The organism is Lentibacillus populi (assembly GCA_014642895.1).
GTDB classification, from domain to species: domain Bacteria; phylum Bacillota; class Bacilli; order Bacillales; family Amphibacillaceae; genus Lentibacillus_C; species Lentibacillus_C populi.
Window position 1 is genome coordinate 162,270 of record BMJD01000001.1, and the last position, 16,839, is coordinate 179,108.

The window sequence follows — 16,839 nt, forward strand, 5'->3', positions numbered from 1 at the left end:
ACATTTTGAACATCCTCTTTAAGAAGTTTACTCTGTTAAGTTATTCTAATCAAGGAGGTTATTTCATTTTCATGAAGAAAATAACGTATATCGATAATATGGAGAAATGGCAGAAGGAATTTTCCTTTTTCATCCCGATTAAAATCCGTTTTTCGGAAACGGATATGTATGGCCATGTAAACAATGTTTCACCATTTATTTACTTTGAGGAAGCACGTATCGAGTTTTTGAAGTCGGTCGGTCTATTCACCGATGCCAAGCGTGAAGATGGGATGCCAATCGTTGCGGATTTGCAATGTGATTACCATAAGCAAATGTTTTTTAATGATACATTAAAATTATATGTAAAGGCGAATCATGTTGGTAATACTTCAGTAGACATTCATTATATGGCTTTGAATGAAGCTGGGGACATAACGCTAACAGGGCGTGGCAGATTAGTACATATCAATCCATCAACTGGCAAACCAATTCTCCTTACGGATACAATGAAGGAGAAATTGTCCAGAAATGGATAAAGTGAAACTTCATCAGTGGGGGTTTCCGACACATAGGAAGTTCTAGTGCAGGTGTTATCACAGGACGTGGCATTTTAGTCTTTGTTCTCGTCTAGGAAATTATAAAATTTTGCGGCTGTGGATAACTTAATAACCGGATAAGCCACGTCCGGCTCCAGCGCCCAGCGGCTAGTGTGCTTCCTTCACCTCCGTACGATAAGTCAACATCGACTCGGGTAAGAAGGAAGGCCGACTAAAAGCGGACTTTGCGTCCAACTCACGTCTACCCCTTTTGCAGGGGCATGTTTCCTTTATCTCCTACGGTAGGAATGTTCGGTTAAAACCGCTGCTTTGCGCAGCAACACCGAACCACCCTGCTTGGCAGGGCGCAGCACATACGCCGCTAAACGGGCGCTTGCGCCTTTGTTCCTAAAATCAGGAATTTATGGTTGTTTATTCCCGGCCTTCACGTTTTTTTACTCGCGCTCAGAGGTGAGGTATTACAGCCCGTTAATGTCTGACAAAGCAGAAAACCGACTTTCAAGGAATGAAAGTCGGTTTTCGTTAGAGCTTTAATTCCCCCATACGAAGGAGCTCTACTACTGCTTGTGATCGCCCCTTGACTCCTAATTTTTGCATAGCATTTGAAATATGGTTACGGACAGTCTTCTCAGATATAAACAATTCCTGGGCAATTTCTTTTGTTGTTTTGTCTTGTACTAAGAGTTCAAATACTTCTTTTTCCCTTTTTGTTAATAATTGCTTCGGTTTATACTCGTTGTCCTTCAAATGTTAACCCCTCCTTACTGTCATAGAGATGCAGAACGAAGGGAAATTATTTAGTCACTATAGCTTATGAAAGTAGAGTAAATCGGTGAGTACAAAATCAGTAGAGGAGATCAATTTGAATAATGCATACAAAAGTAATGATCAGCCAATAACCAATAAAGCTTAAATGAAATATCCATTTTACTTTGGTATTGTATTTACAAAAAAATACATTTATCAGAGATTCACTTTGTAATGTCATTTTTATGTTCGCTATTAGTACCATAGCATTTAAAAATATGGTTACGGACAGCCGGTTCAGAAATAAACCATTTCTAAACCGCAAAGGCAAATAAAGAAACACCTGAATATACTATGAAAAGGAAACTATATAGGAGCAAAATGTGACAAAAAGGTTACAATCAGACAAGGATTGACAGTAAAGGTGAGATATCTCGACTGATTCTGTGTTAAAATAAGCTGAGGGAATAGAGGATATCATGGGAGGTTGCCCACTTGGAAAACGAAATCTCAGCAGAATCAATAGCCGATTTAGAAAAAAGACTACGTTATATATCGGGAATAATCAAACAAAACGGGCGTAAAATATTGGAAAATTATCCAATTACCGCACCACAATTTATTGCACTGCAGTGGTTAGTTGAAGAAGGTGATTTGACGATCGGAGAGCTTTCCAAAAAAAATGGTTTAGCATTCAGTACAACTACTGATTTGGTCGATCGGATGGAAAAAAATAAACTTGTGGAACGGGTACGTGATGTAAACGATCGCCGTGTTGTTCGCATCCATGTATTAAAAAAAGGCCGAAGTATTATTGAAGAAGTAATAACAAAACGGCAGGAGTATTTAGGTGAGATATTGCAAAGCTTCTCACTGGAGCAGACAGGTACGTTAAATGAATTATTGTCTTTACTTCACAAGCAAATGAAGAGCTTTCATGATAAATAACAGCAAAGAAGAGGCGATTTTTTTGGATTCAGCAATTGGGGTCATTGATTCAGGGGTTGGCGGTCTGACAGTAGCACATGAACTTATTAGACAACTGCCAAAGGAGCACTTGATTTACCTTGGGGATACACTAAGATGCCCATACGGACCACGGTCAAAAGAAGAGGTAAGGAAATTCACCTGGGAAATGGTGGAATACCTACTACGAAAAAAGATAAAAATGCTTGTTGTGGCGTGCAACACAGCTACCGCCTTTACGCTAACAGAACTACAGGAAGAATTGACGATTCCGGTTATCGGTGTTATTCAGCCAGGAGCACGGGCAGCAATAAAGAATACGAATAATGGCCATATCGGTGTAATTGGAACAGAGGGAACGATCAGCAGTAATGCCTACCCTGAAGCTTTAAAAGATATCAGATCGGATATTCATGTTAATGCCCAAGCCTGTCCAATGTTTGTACCAATGGTGGAGCAGGGGATATTATCCGGGGACGAGGCGAAACAGGTAGTGGAAGAAACCCTAAGGCCAATGAAAGAAAAAAATCATCTTGACACATTAATTCTGGGATGCACCCATTATCCATTAATTAAAGATACCATACAAGAGGTCATAGGCAGCCATGTCACCGTGATTTCTTCAAGCGAAGAGACTGCCCGCGAAACGAGTACTATTCTCGAATTTCATAATGCTTTATATAAAGGAAAACGGATACCTAACCATCAATTTTATGCGACTGGCGAGCTGGCAACATTTAGTAAAATTACCGAAGAGATTTTTAAGACTTCTACAGCCAATTTTCAAACGGTATCAATTGAAAAGGCAGTCATTTGCTAATAAGGTGTTCATAAATCGCCACTTGTCTTTTGCTCATTTTTTAAACATCCTCTTAGATCAGAATGACAGCATCCTGATATTTTTTTCTGCATTGGTTGGTCTAATTTTATGATGGGCTCGTATATATAGTAGTACAAACCATCGTAGGAGGGAATAACATGCAGAAGCGCGGTATATTACTTGTGACTGGGATCATGAGCATTTCCATTATATTGACAGGGTGTTTTGAGGGGGAGCAATCGTTAGAGGACAAAATGGATCCACCACAGGGGGCGGAAGAGGTAGACAACCTCGATAATTCAAAGTCCGGGGATAAAGCTGCTAATGAAAAAGCGAAGACTGATGAGGAAGAGGGTACGGCCGAGGAAACGGTGAAGCGGCAATTATTTTTAATTGATGCCAATGGAATGGTAGCACCGCAAACATTAGAAATACCAAAGGATGACTCGATGGAAGTAGCAGCCCAGGCTTTACAATATTTAGTAAAGGATGGACCGGTTCAGGATATTCTGCCAAATGGATTTCAGGCGGTACTCCCCGCTGGAACAGAAGTTTTAGGGCTTGATTTAGAAGATAATGGTACACTGGTCGTGGACGTTTCAAAGGAATTTGAAAATTACAAAGCAGAAAATGAATTGAAAATCTTGCAGGCAATGACATACACACTAACACAATTTGATAGTGTCAACAAAATAAAATTACAAATAAATGGGTATCCACAAGATGAAATGCCGGTTAATGGCACTCCGATCGGGAACGGCTATTCAAGGACGAATGGGATTAATCTAACTGAAACAGATACGGTAGATCTGATTGACAGCAAAGCAGTGACAATGTATTATCCAACCGAATACAATGACACAAACTATTTTGTACCAGTTACCCAGCACATAAAAGCCGACGGCGAAGAAGTTTATGACTCGATTATCCAAGCGCTAGTCAATGGGCCGGGATATGATGTTAATGCAAAACAAGTTTTTAATTCCGATGTAGCGTTAGCAGCGGAACCAACGTTAAATAGTGGTGTGCTGGAATTAGTTTTCAATAAAGAGATATTAAAAGACGCGGATAAAACCACAATTTCCGACGATGTAATGGAAACGCTGGTTCGAACATTAACAGAACAAAAAGATGTGAAAGCTGTTAACGTCAAAGTAGAAAATGTGGAGAAATTGTTCAATGAGAATGGGAAAGAATATACAGAACCGGTAACTAGGGAAATGGTTACGAACACGGAAAAATTATAAACAGAGCGGCTGGATTGTACAGCCCCTCTTTTTGTTTGAAGGACTTTTTAGAATGATTTATACAGAGCTCAATGTATGAACGTGTTGCAATAGCGAAAAATATGTTACGATTAGGTTTGACATAAGGAGGAATTTAGAATGAGAAATGATCAACGTTCAACAAATAGTTTACGCCCCATTACGATTACCCCCAATTTTGTTAAACACCCTGAAGGATCTGTGTTAATTCAAGTTGGGGATACCAAAGTGATTTGTAATGCCAGCATTGAAGATAGAGTTCCTCCATTTATGCGTGGACAGGGAAAAGGATGGATAACAGCTGAGTATGCGATGTTGCCGCGTGCGACCGAGCAGCGAAATATTCGTGAATCGTCCAAAGGGAAAGTAAGCGGAAGAACGATGGAAATTCAGCGTTTGATCGGACGAGCATTACGAGCCGTAGTTGATTTGGACAAAATAGGCGAGCGTACCGTTTGGGTAGATTGTGATGTCATTCAAGCTGACGGCGGGACAAGAACAGCATCAATAACTGGAGCTTTTGTAGCGGTTGTACACGCTTTTGGGAAACTTTTGGAAAAAAAGGTATTATCGAAAATGCCAGTTACCGACTTTTTAGCTGCCACATCTGTTGGTGTCCTGCCAAATGGAACAGAGATATTGGATTTGAACTATGAGGAAGATTCCAAAGCACATGTTGATATGAATATTGTGATGACAGGTTCCGGTGAATTTGTTGAACTTCAGGGAACCGGTGAAGAGGCAACTTTTACAGCAAATCAGCTACAGACAATGCTTCAGCTTGCCAATGAAGGTATCGTAACTATAATTGACAAGCAAAAAGAATCGCTTGGTGATTTAGTGAACCGGATTGGAGAAACAATTCCCAGAAAGTCTGTGGAGGAAAAAGGATGAAGCAACTGATCATTGCAACAAAGAACCAAGGAAAAGCAAAAGAATTCAACGTTTTTTTCGGGCAGTTTCATATCAATACCATTTCTTTACTGGATTTATCCGAAACGATACCAGATATTGAAGAAACAGGGACAACCTTTGAAGAAAATGCCGCGATAAAGGCTGAAACAATCGCAAACAGAATGAGAATACCTGTTTTAGCGGATGATTCCGGTTTAATGATTGATGCATTGGACGGAAGACCAGGCGTCTATTCCGCACGATATGCAGGGGAACCCAAAAGTGACGAGGCCAATATAATGAAAGTGCTGGGCGAGCTGGAGGGTATTCCGGCTGAACAGCGACATGCGCGTTTTGTCTGCGTGCTCGCAATCGCTATACCGGAGCAGGAAACAACTTATTACAAGGGTTTCTGTGAAGGCAGTATTGTCGTTCAGCCCCGAGGAACACACGGTTTTGGTTATGATCCAGTCTTTATTCCTGATGGTTATACGAAAACAATGGCCGAACTTGCTCCAGCTGAAAAGAATAACATAAGCCATCGAAAAAACGCCATTTCCCGATTGGAAAAAGATTTACCTTATGTAATGGAACAGCTTGCAGATTAAACTATCATGTCAAGTTGTCTAATTTTTTGAGATCCCTTTTGCGGATGATATAATGAATGAATAAACATCAAAAGAGGGGATTCCATTGCCTAAAGTATTAATTGTAAGTGATAGCCATGGTTTAACAGCTGAATTGGACCAAATTAAAGAAAAGCACCAGACAGACTACATGTTCCATTGTGGCGACGCTGAGCTGGATATGGATGCAGCCGAACTTGAGGGATTTATCAAGGTAGCCGGGAATTGTGATTTTGATACCCGATTCCCTGATGAGCAGCTGGCAGAAATGGAAGGGGTAAAATTCTTTATTACGCATGGTCATCTATACAACGTGAAGGCGAATCTGATGACTTTATCCTATCGGGCACAGGAGAACAATGCCCAGGTTGTCTGCTTTGGCCATACACACATTGCGGGTGCGAAGAAGATTGGCGATCTATTGTTTATTAATCCTGGCAGTATCCGTCTGCCAAGGAACAGGCCGGAAAGCACTTATGCAATTATGGACTGGAAAACGAAAGATGATGTTCATGTATTTTTCTATACGATGAATGGTGAGCAGGTAGACGAACTTACATACGATACATCATTATAAAGTGAAAGTTCATTTAGTGGGATGGCCCTTTCTCCTCTCCCTAATGTTAGTTGAGGCCCTACGATGTGTCACAAAGACGATGACATAAGGATGTGGCGTTTTTAGTCTTTGTTCCTAAAATCGGACATTACGGCTGTTTATCCCCCACCTTCTGAGTTTTTGGTTTACTCACACATAGAGGTGGGGGTATTACAGCCCGTTTGAGTGATCAAAGTTGTACAGACCTTATCCATCAAGAACAGGCTTTGTACAATAATTTTTATTCTGGTATTGACAAAAAAATTCCTAATGACTATAATAATTGTTGTCTGTTAAAAAATGCATATTCGAATTACATAATGGCGACTTGCTCTCGCGGGTGTAGTTTAGTGGTAAAACCTCAGCCTTCCAAGCTGATGATGAGGGTTCGATTCCCTTCACCCGCTCCATATATATGTGCATGTCCCAGTAGCTCAGCTGGATAGAGCAACAGCCTTCTAAGCTGTGGGTCGCAGGTTCGAATCCTGCCTGGGACGCTAGATTCTGATAAGAAACCTATACCGAATGAAATAGGTTTCTTTTTTTACATACATGTTTGATTATTTTACATTGGGGGTATGTATTTCTTATGACAGATTACCATAGTAAATAATGAAAGGAGTTAAGAGATGAAGGATAATCATAATATTATTCTTTTTCCTAAATGGAAAACAGTACTCGAAGAAGAGAGTCTCGCAGCTCTCAAAGAAAAACGGTACGAAGAAGCATTGAAGAAATTAAACAAATTAATTAGCTATCACGTTCATAATCATGAAATAATGATCGGGAAGCTAATATGCTTAATGGAATTGGGCTATCATGACGAGGCACAGGATTTGTGTGAAACGTTACTTGTTGATAAAGATCAGAACTATTATCAATATCTACATATTTATTTAACGCTACTATTCCAGACAAGCCAATACGAATTATTAATGGAACAGGTAGATTATGAACTGCAAACGGGAAAAATACCGAGTCCATACAAGAAGCAGTTTGAACAGTTGTATAATATGAGCCGAAACATGCACGACCAACTGCAGGAAGAGAAGACGACAAAGTACATAAATGAATTACTCAAAGCAGTTGAAACCGAGGATCATACGAAGCAATGGTTTTTGATAGAAAAAATAAGAAAGATTAAAGCCAAGCCGCCATTGAAATTTGCGGATCCGCTTTTACACAATGAGCTGATCCATCCAGTTATAAAAACAGCAATTTTTCAATGGCTGCAGGAGATGAATGTTTCGGAACAGGTAGCTATACATAAATTAGATTTACGGTTAACCACTGATCCAACAAAAATAACGAAAATAACGGAACATGGGGTTGTTAAACAAACAAAACTATTAATTGGTGATCTGGAACAGGAAAATCCGACCTTATACCTGCTGTTGGAAAAAGTGTTTTATCGATATGCATATGTCCGTTATCCAATCATGCCACCAAGTGAGGATGTTACGGCAATTGCTGAAGCTTTAACTTCTGTTGGAAAAGAGTATTTAAATTTGTCCGCTGAAAATGAAATGGAAAGTGAAAAGGTCTTACATTATAAGAAAGAAATTAAAATGTGTGAAGCATTATATTTGTCCGTCATAGATGAGTAAAGCCCGGAAATGCTTGAAAGGGCTGTTAATTATGTTATAATAAGATGGTTGTAAATTTGCAGTACATCGTGCAGCATTCTGATAAATGAATGATTGTGAACAATTAATTTTAATGGAATTAATAGATTTTGGAGGGAATAGCATGACAGCAAAATGGGAAAAACAAGAAGGTAACGAAGGAGTTCTGACATTTAACGTCAGCTCAGATGATTTTGATCGTGCATTGGATCAAGCGTTTAAAAAAGTAGTAAAAAAGGTACAAATTCCTGGTTTTCGTAAAGGAAAGGTACCGCGTAAAATCTTTGAAAAACGTTTTGGTGTAGAATCTTTGTATCAGGATGCAGTTGACATTGTGCTGCCGGATGCATACATGAAAGCTGTCGAAGAAACGGGTATTGAGCCTGTTGATCAGCCGGCAATTGATATTGAAGAGATTGAACAAGGGAAAGATCTTGTTTTCACTGCAAACGTAACGGTTAAACCGGAAGTAACCCTCGGAGAATATAAGGGGCTTGAAGTAGAAGAACAGGATACGACAGTTACCGACGAAGATGTCGACCATGAAATCGAGCATCAAAGGGAGCACCATGCCGAGCTTATCGTTAAAGAGGATGGAAAAGTCGAGCAAGGTGACACCGTAGTGATGGATTTTGAAGGTTTTATTGATGGTGAGGCATTTGCTGGTGGAAAAGGTGAAAATCATTCATTGGAAATCGGTTCCGGACAATTTATTCCGGGATTTGAGGATGAACTGATCGGTAAAGAGTCCGGCGAGGAAACCGAAATTAAGGTAACTTTCCCGGAAGATTATCATGCCGAGGAATTAGCTGGCAAGGATGCGACATTTAAAGTAACAATCCATGAAATTAAAACAAAAGAATTACCAGAACTTGATGATGAATTTGCCAAAGATGTCGATGAAGAAGTCGAAACACTGGATGAACTAAAGGCAAAGAAAAAAGAACAATTGGCAGCACAAAAGAAACAAGATGCTGAGAATCAAAAACGTGAAACATTAGTTGAAAAAGCATCGGAAAATGCGGAAGTTGATATTCCATCTGCAATGGTTGAGACGGAATTGGATCGCATGGTAAAAGAATTTGAGCAGCGTCTGCAAATGCAAGGCATGACAATGGAAATGTACTCTCAATTTTCTGGACAGGATGAAGCAGCGTTGCGCGAACAAATGAAAGAGGATGCGGAAAAGCGTGTCAAAACAAATCTTGTTTTAGAAGCAATTTTCCATGAAGAGGATTTGGAAGTAACTGATGAGGATGCAGATGCAGAACTGGAAAACATGGCGTCCATGTACGGCAGCGACGTTGACCAGATTAAGCAAATGCTTGGTGGAAATACGGATGCTATCAAAGAAGATCTCAAATTTAGAAAAGCAATCGATTTTCTGGTTGAGCAGAGTAAAACTGCATAATCTGGGGTTTGGGGTTTATTTATAACCGAATATGGTAACGACTAACAAGGTGCGATGTGTTCGCGCCTTGTTTTGCTAACGTAACTTTCTGCTTTAATAGCGATTTTTCAGGTGGGTTTGATCATACACTAATAATGGCCATTCAAATACATGAGCTAATAGTTATGATTTGACTTTTTTATTAATTTCTCCATAATAAAAAAATAAGCTAAAATGAAGGTGGAAACACATGAAAAGAGATATTGTTTTGTTTTCCATTTATGTTTTGATATGATGGGCATGAAAGTTGAAAACAAAGTATGTCTATCATAGATGTAAAGTGAAGTGAATTTTTTAGGGGTGAAAATATAATGTTTAAATTTAACGAAGAAAAAGGGCAATTAAAATGTTCATTTTGTGGAAAGAGTCAGGATCAAGTTCGAAAGCTTGTGGCTGGGCCTGGTGTTTATATATGTGATGAATGTATTGATCTTTGTACAGAAATAGTCGAAGAGGAACTTGGTACAGAAGAAGAAACAGAGTTTAAAGAAGTGCCAAAGCCGAAAGAAATCTGTGAAATTCTTGATGATTATGTAATTGGGCAGGAAAAGGCAAAAAAGAACTTGTCAGTCGCTGTTTACAACCATTATAAACGTATTAATGCACCAAAGAATGCGGATGATGTTGAATTATCCAAAAGTAACATTGCGATGATTGGTCCTACAGGGAGTGGTAAAACATTACTCGCACAAACATTAGCGAGAATCCTTAATGTACCATTTGCTATTGCAGATGCTACATCGTTAACCGAAGCTGGATATGTTGGTGAAGATGTGGAAAATATTTTACTTAAGCTGATTCAGGCGGCTGACTATGATGTAGAGAAAGCGGAGAAGGGGATTATTTATATCGATGAAATAGATAAAGTTGCCCGCAAATCCGAAAACCCGTCCATTACCCGTGATGTTTCCGGTGAAGGGGTGCAACAAGCTTTGCTGAAAATTCTTGAGGGCACGGTCGCAAGTGTGCCTCCTCAAGGTGGCCGTAAACATCCACATCAGGAGTTTATCCAAATTGATACAACTAATGTGTTATTTATTTGTGGTGGTGCTTTTGACGGGATTGATCAAATTATCAAACGGCGCCTCGGCAAAAAGGTTATCGGCTTTGGAGCTAATGAGAAACAAGAAGATTTGGAGATGGGTCAATTATTGTCCAAAGTATTGCCTGAGGATCTATTGCGCTATGGTCTCATTCCTGAGTTTATCGGAAGACTGCCGGTTATCGGGGCATTGGAACCATTAGATGAAGATGCATTAGTAGAAATTTTGACAAAACCGAAAAATGCCCTAGTTAAACAATATGAAAAACTGTTCCGCATGGATAACGTTGAACTGGAGTTTGAGGAAGATGCATTAGTTGAAATTGCCAAAAATGCGATTGAACGAAAAACAGGTGCACGTGGCTTACGATCCATTATCGAAACGATCATGCTTGATGTTCAGTTTGAATTACCATCACGCGAAGATATTGAAAAATGTGTCATCACAAAAGATACAGTAGAACAGGAAAATGCCAGTCCTAAACTTGTATTCAGAGATGGGACTGTTACAGAGGGGAATGAAAAATTCCCAAAAGAGAGTGCATAACGGATAAAGGGAACTTTGATTCAACCGGGGTTCATCATCCCTGTGTTTTCCACCTGTATAGAGTACGGGAAATTAATTTGAGACTAGCTTAAAAGCCCATCCCCCTTTATGATGAAAACGAACTTGCGGGAGTATGGAGCTTTTTTGCTGGTCTCTTTTTAACAATTAATGTGGTGTCGAAAGCACAGGGAAGCCTCCTCTTTGATTTGCATGATTGTAAATCGAAAGGCCATACTAAATTACAGCAAATATCGTAATTCGTTTACAAATGGGTAAGTTTTCTATAAAATTTAAGGATATAAAAAGCATTACATAGCAGGAACATTTAAGAAAATATGGAGGTACATATTAATGACAAACGAAACAAAACAGCTCCCCCTCCTACCGTTACGTGGATTACTGGTTTTTCCATCAATGGTGCTCCACCTTGATGTTGGCAGAGATAAATCGGTTGCAGCGCTGGAAAAAGCAATGATGGGTGACCAGACTATTTTTCTTGCTGCCCAGAAAAAGGTAAGTATCGATGACCCGGATCCCGCCGATATTTATCGGGTCGGAACACTGGCAAAAGTAAATCAGATGCTGAAGCTTCCGAATGGAACAATCCGTGTTCTGGTTGAGGGATTATATCGTGGTGAAATAATCCGTTTTGTTGAGGAAGAAGATGATTTTTTAGTTGAAATAAGTAAGCTGGAAGAGATAAGTGGAAAAACGACCGAAGAAGAAGCATTAATGCGGTCGCTGTTAGCGCAATTTGAACAATACACAAAGGTTTCAAGAAAGATAACAAAAGAAACGTTTGCGACTGTCTCGGATATTGATGAACCCGGTCGGCTGGCTGACATTATTGCCTCACATCTTTCCTTAAAGCTGAAGGACAAGCAGGAATTACTGGAAATGGAAAACGTTAAAAGCCGTTTGCAGCATTTAATAAAGCTGATTTCCAACGAGAAAAAAGTCCTTGATTTAGAAAAGAAAATTGGGCAGCGTGTAAAAACATCGATGGAAAAGACACAAAAAGAGTATTATTTACGGGAACAATTAAAAGCAATACAAAACGAACTTGGTGAAAAAGATGGAAAAACAGGTGAGGTAAGTGAATTAAGGGAGAAGATTGATAATGCTAATATGCCGGAGCGAATTAACGAAGTTGCATTAAAGGAATTGGACCGGTATGAAAAAGTACCGCAAAGTTCTGCTGAAAGCTCTGTTATCCGCAATTATTTGGAGTGGCTGCTTGCTTTGCCATGGACAAACAAAACAAAGGATACAATTGAAATTGCCAAAGCACAACATGTGTTGGATAATGATCATTATGGTCTAGATAAAGTAAAGGAACGGATTCTGGAATATTTGGCCGTGCAAAAGCTGACACAATCCATTAAGGGACCAATCCTATGTCTTGTTGGACCACCAGGTGTTGGGAAAACATCATTGGCGAAGTCTATTGCCAAATCGGTTAATCGTAATTTTGTCCGGATATCACTTGGGGGTATCCGGGATGAGGCGGAAATAAGGGGACATCGCAGGACATATATTGGTGCTATGCCGGGGAGAATTATTCAAGGTATGAAAAAGGCCGGAACCATTAACCCGGTATTTCTTTTGGATGAAATTGATAAAATGTCGAATGATTTTCGCGGGGATCCTTCTTCCGCGATGCTTGAAGTACTTGATCCGGAACAAAACAGTAATTTCAGCGATCATTTTATTGAAGAGACATATGATTTATCAAATGTTTTGTTTATCGCGACAGCAAATTATATTAATAACATACCCGGTCCGTTATTGGATCGTATGGAACTAATTTCAATTGCAGGTTATACCGAAATCGAAAAGCTGCATATTGCGAAGGAACATTTATTGCCGAAACAATTGAAAGAGAACGGACTAAAAAAAGGAAATCTGCAAATCCGTGATGAGGCCCTCCTTAAATTAATCCGCCGGTATACGCGTGAAGCCGGTGTACGGGGACTGGAAAGGCAAATTGCCAAATTATGCAGAAAGGCCGCTAAAGTTATCATTTCCGAGAATAAAAAACGGGTTGTTATCACCGTGAAGAACATAGAGGATATGCTTGGCAAACCGGTATTTCGTTACGGGCAAATGGAAGCAAATGATTTGGTTGGTGCTGCTACAGGTCTTGCTTATACAACAGCAGGTGGGGATACACTATCCATTGAGGTTTCCCATTATCCAGGAAAAGGAAAGCTGACACTTACCGGAAAGTTGGGAGATGTTATGCAGGAATCAGCCCAAGCAGCTTTCAGTTATATTCGGTCAAGAGCAGAAGAACTTGATATTGATCCGGATTTTTACGAAAAATATGATATTCATATCCATGTGCCAGAAGGAGCAACACCTAAGGATGGTCCATCTGCCGGGATTACGATGGCAACAGCACTTGTATCGGCATTGTCAGGCAAGGCGGTAAAAAGGGAAGTAGCGATGACTGGAGAAATAACATTGCGTGGCCGTGTCTTGCCGATTGGCGGGTTAAAAGAAAAATCATTAAGCGCTCATCGGGCTGGAATTACAACGATCATAATCCCGGAAGAAAACAAAAAGGACATTGACGATATTCCGGAAAGTGTCAGGGAGGATTTAACATTTATTCCAGTAAATCACTTAGATCAGGTATTAAAGCATGCACTTGTAGGGGAGAAACATAATGAAGGTAACAAACGCTGAGATTGTCATTAGCGCGGTAAGTAAAAAACAGTATCCAAACGACCGACTTCCTGAAATAGCTCTGGCTGGTCGTTCCAATGTCGGGAAATCATCGTTTATTAACAAACTAATCAACCGTAAAAATTTAGCCAGAACTTCATCAAAACCGGGAAAAACACAAACGTTAAACTTTTACAAAATTAACAATGCGTTTTATTTTGTTGATGTGCCCGGGTATGGTTATGCCAAAGTTTCCAAAAAGGAACGGGAAAAATGGGGCGGCATGATGGAAGAATATCTTCAATATCGGGATACATTGAAGGCAGTTCTGCTTATTACCGATCTTCGGCATGAGCCAACCAGGGATGATGTACAAATGTACGAGTTTTTAAAGTACTTCGAGCTCCCCGTAATCGTTATTGCTACAAAGCTTGATAAAATCCCGAAAAGTAAACGGGCAAACCATCTGAAACGGACGATTCAGACGCTTCACATCGAATCTAATGATCTTGTCCTGCCATTTTCTGCAGAAACAGGAGAAGGAAAAGAGGAAGCATGGGGCGTTTTGCAATCGTTTCTATGATGTTGAACACTATTAAGAGGAAAGCCTCCTGCCGAATGTGCAGGAGGCTTATTTTTTTCTTTTCAACAAAAAAATACCGATGATAATAATAGCAATTGGCCAGTAGCTTTCCAAATAATCAACTATAATATAAATCCAGTTAAACCAGGCAGGCAATTGGATGGAAAAGATCAACAGCAGTGAACCGCCAATTAGAATCACACCTGGTAATAATCCTTTCTTTGTTTTAAGAGAACGTACGATAAAAGCAATTCCGACAATAAGCGGATAAACAGCCCAATGATCAATCCAAAAAGCATAATGATTCATACCATGAAAGTGAATACCCAGGCCTAAAATAATCGTTCCGACGAATAAGTTTTGATAATCTTTGGAACTATAGCTATGAATAAGTAAAGCTAAACCGATAATAATTAAAAGTGTTGTCCAGGAATAAAAATCAGTAATGATCGGTACCTTCAGTTCACGCAGCAGGAAATATCCTCCAATACCGATCAATAGATACCCGGCGAAAGAGTTTTGTTTCTTCATAAATGGCTTCCTTTCAAAAGGTTATTCTGATAGTGTCTAAACAGGTTGATTTCTTGCTTCCTATGTATCGTTGTGATAAAGTACTAACGAGTTCAATTCAAGTAAGGTGTTATTTTTACTTAAACATCCTATACGTCTTATCGTATCATATTGTTTCATAATCTGTTCACAATTTGAAAAAATAAGCGGGATTGTTCATGTTATAATGGGTGTTAGTATTAAGAAGTGTGGATAGTATATAGATAAGAACTAAGCGTATTGTTGGGTATCGTGGTTTGGCCACGTCCAGCTCCAGCGCCCAGCGGCTAGTGTGCTTCCCTCACCTCCGTACGATAAGTCAACATCGGTTCTGGGAAGGAGGAAGGCCGACTAAGAACGGGCTTTGCGCCCAACGTCGGCATACCCCTTTTGCAGGGGCATGTTTCCTTTATCTCCTGCGGTTGTTTGTTCGGTTAAAACCGCCGCTTTGGGCGGCAACACCGAACCACCCTGCTTGGCAGGGCGAGAGCACTCTAGCCGCTAACCGGGCACTTCCGCTTTTGAATTTTGGGGGTAAATACAGTGCATATTATAAAGGTTGGCTTCAATTATAAATCAGCCCCGGTGGAAATTAGGGAAAAACTGACATTTTCGGAACAGACGATTGATCATGCGATGGAACTTCTAAAGGAACGCAAGAGTATTCTCGAAAATGTCATTGTTTCGACTTGTAACCGCACGGAGATTTATGCGGTAGTTGATCAGATTCATACAGGTCGTTACTATATTAAACAATTTTTGGCAGATTGGTTTCAAGTGGGTAAAGATGAATTTACCTCCTACTTGCGAATTGTTGAAGGGGATGCCGCAATTGAACATCTTTTTCGTGTAGCATCAGGTCTGGATTCCATGATCCTTGGAGAAACACAAATACTTGGTCAGGTAAAACAAGCATTTCAAACGGCCCAAAGGAAGAAAACGACTGGAACTATTTTTAATGAGCTGTTTAAACAAGCGATTACCTTTGCTAAACGTGTGCATAAGGAAACAACAATTGGTGAACAGGCCGTATCGGTCAGTTATGCTGCTGTAGAGCTGGCAAAGAAAATATTCGGCGATTTGGAAAACAAACATGTGGCAATTCTTGGTGCTGGTAAAATGGGTACGTTAGCGGCCAAAAATCTTCATGGTTCAGGCGCAACACATATAACGGTAATGAACCGGACAATCGAAAAAGCCGAATTGCTTGCGGAAAAATTTCAGGCGAAAGCGGAACAGTCAGCTAATTTATTAGATGTCATGCACCATGCAGACATTCTGATCAGCTCAACCGGCTCGGATTCGGTTGTTTTGACAAAAGAAGAACTGGAACCGATCCAGAAAAAACGGAAAGGCAGTCCACTTTTTCTGGTGGATATTGCCGTACCAAGGGATTTAGATCCAAAAATTAGCGAGTTAGACAGTGTGTTTCTGTACGATATTGATGACTTGCAGCATATTGTGGATGAAAATTTAGCTACCCGAAAAAAAGCTGCCGAATCGATTGAAATCATGCTGGAAGCGGAAATTGTGGCATTCAATGAATGGCTGCAAACATTGGGTGTCGTCCCGGTTATCACGGCACTAAGAAAAAAGGCATTGGCAATTCAAGCCGAAACGATGAAAAGTATTGAACGAAAGATACCGGACTTAACGGTACGCGAGAAAAAAGTTTTAAATAAACATACGAAAAGTATTATCAATCAATTGTTAAAAGAGCCTGTTACCCAAGCGAAGGAATTGGCAGCGAGCGAGAAAGCTGATGAATTCTTGTCACTATTTATCGACATTTTCGGGATTGAAGATGAAGTGAAAACCGAATTGCAGGAACAGCAAAAGAAAAATATCAAAACCAACCAAATTAATAATGTATCCTTTCCCAAACTGGAAAACGTAAATTCAGTAAGATGAAAGGAACTTT

General features: G+C 39.9%; 15 protein-coding genes and 2 tRNA genes. 15 read left to right on the forward strand and 2 right to left on the reverse strand.

The genetic code is table 11. The annotated features are described in order from the left end of the window. The first annotated feature begins 71 nt into the window (after nucleotides 1-71). Entirely contained in the window at nucleotides 72-518 is a 447-nt protein-coding gene (locus IEX12_RS00815; RefSeq protein ID WP_088050799.1) for an acyl-CoA thioesterase, read from the forward strand. Nucleotides 519-1,061: 543 nt separating this feature from the next. On the opposite strand, the gene IEX12_RS00820 is transcribed toward IEX12_RS00815, so the two are convergent. Beyond that, nucleotides 1,062-1,286: a helix-turn-helix domain-containing protein gene (locus IEX12_RS00820; RefSeq protein ID WP_010651078.1), complete on the reverse strand. Its 225-nt coding sequence runs from the start codon at nucleotides 1,284-1,286 to the stop codon at nucleotides 1,062-1,064. A gap of 495 nt (nucleotides 1,287-1,781) precedes the next feature. On the opposite strand from IEX12_RS00820, the gene IEX12_RS00825 reads away from it, so the two are divergent. The 13 genes from IEX12_RS00825 to yihA all read left to right on the forward strand — a co-directional run bounded on the left by IEX12_RS00825 (nucleotide 1,782) and on the right by yihA (nucleotide 14,369). Then, complete coding sequence (locus IEX12_RS00825) at nucleotides 1,782-2,234, forward strand: MarR family winged helix-turn-helix transcriptional regulator (protein WP_155554146.1); 453 nt, start codon at nucleotides 1,782-1,784, stop codon at nucleotides 2,232-2,234. A 22-nt stretch (nucleotides 2,235-2,256) separates the two neighbouring features. Continuing rightward, nucleotides 2,257-3,072: a glutamate racemase gene (gene racE / locus IEX12_RS00830; RefSeq protein ID WP_088051018.1), complete on the forward strand. Its 816-nt coding sequence runs from the start codon at nucleotides 2,257-2,259 to the stop codon at nucleotides 3,070-3,072. 158 nt (nucleotides 3,073-3,230) lie between these two features. Beyond that, on the forward strand, nucleotides 3,231-4,319 hold the full coding sequence (locus IEX12_RS00835; protein ID WP_188724556.1) for a GerMN domain-containing protein: 1,089 nt from the start codon (nucleotides 3,231-3,233) through the stop codon (nucleotides 4,317-4,319). Nucleotides 4,320-4,457: 138 nt separating this feature from the next. After that, the gene (gene rph, locus IEX12_RS00840; RefSeq protein WP_188724557.1) at nucleotides 4,458-5,231 is read left to right on the forward strand and encodes a ribonuclease PH; all 774 of its coding nucleotides are present in this window, start codon (nucleotides 4,458-4,460) and stop codon (nucleotides 5,229-5,231) included. Next, nucleotides 5,228-5,839: an XTP/dITP diphosphatase gene (locus tag IEX12_RS00845; RefSeq protein ID WP_188724558.1), complete on the forward strand. Its 612-nt coding sequence runs from the start codon at nucleotides 5,228-5,230 to the stop codon at nucleotides 5,837-5,839. Before rph ends, IEX12_RS00845 begins: the two co-directional genes overlap by 4 nt. Nucleotides 5,840-5,924: 85 nt before the next feature. After that, a complete protein-coding gene (locus IEX12_RS00850) occupies nucleotides 5,925-6,434 on the forward strand; it encodes a metallophosphoesterase family protein (protein WP_088050794.1) in 510 nt (169 codons plus the stop codon). A 354-nt stretch (nucleotides 6,435-6,788) separates the two neighbouring features. Further along, nucleotides 6,789-6,862 (forward strand) — tRNA-Gly (locus tag IEX12_RS00855). Between the two features lie 13 nt (nucleotides 6,863-6,875). Further along, nucleotides 6,876-6,949, forward strand: a tRNA-Arg gene (locus IEX12_RS00860). A gap of 132 nt (nucleotides 6,950-7,081) precedes the next feature. Next, nucleotides 7,082-8,059, forward strand: coding sequence for a tetratricopeptide repeat protein (locus tag IEX12_RS00865; protein ID WP_088050793.1), 978 nt, complete (start codon nucleotides 7,082-7,084; stop codon nucleotides 8,057-8,059). Nucleotides 8,060-8,201: 142 nt separating this feature from the next. Next, on the forward strand, nucleotides 8,202-9,488 hold the full coding sequence (gene tig / locus IEX12_RS00870) for a trigger factor (protein WP_088050792.1): 1,287 nt from the start codon (nucleotides 8,202-8,204) through the stop codon (nucleotides 9,486-9,488). A 350-nt stretch (nucleotides 9,489-9,838) separates the two neighbouring features. Beyond that, nucleotides 9,839-11,116: an ATP-dependent protease ATP-binding subunit ClpX gene (clpX, locus tag IEX12_RS00875; RefSeq protein ID WP_088050791.1), complete on the forward strand. Its 1,278-nt coding sequence runs from the start codon at nucleotides 9,839-9,841 to the stop codon at nucleotides 11,114-11,116. Nucleotides 11,117-11,467: 351 nt separating this feature from the next. Continuing rightward, nucleotides 11,468-13,807 carry an endopeptidase La gene (gene lon / locus IEX12_RS00880; RefSeq protein ID WP_188724559.1) on the forward strand — a complete coding sequence of 780 codons (2,340 nt, stop codon included), beginning with the start codon at nucleotides 11,468-11,470 and terminating at the stop codon, nucleotides 13,805-13,807. Continuing rightward, nucleotides 13,788-14,369, forward strand: a complete 582-nt coding sequence (gene yihA, locus IEX12_RS00885; protein ID WP_088050789.1) for a ribosome biogenesis GTP-binding protein YihA/YsxC — start codon at nucleotides 13,788-13,790, stop codon at nucleotides 14,367-14,369. Before lon ends, yihA begins: the two co-directional genes overlap by 20 nt. A 48-nt stretch (nucleotides 14,370-14,417) precedes the next feature. Here yihA and IEX12_RS00890 read toward each other — a convergent pair whose 3' ends face one another. After that, complete coding sequence (locus IEX12_RS00890) at nucleotides 14,418-14,900, reverse strand: LiaI-LiaF-like domain-containing protein (RefSeq protein WP_102415059.1); 483 nt, start codon at nucleotides 14,898-14,900, stop codon at nucleotides 14,418-14,420. A 561-nt stretch (nucleotides 14,901-15,461) separates the two neighbouring features. On the opposite strand from IEX12_RS00890, the gene hemA reads away from it, so the two are divergent. Continuing rightward, complete coding sequence (gene hemA / locus IEX12_RS00895; protein ID WP_088050787.1) at nucleotides 15,462-16,829, forward strand: glutamyl-tRNA reductase; 1,368 nt, start codon at nucleotides 15,462-15,464, stop codon at nucleotides 16,827-16,829. Nucleotides 16,830-16,839 lie beyond the last annotated feature (10 nt).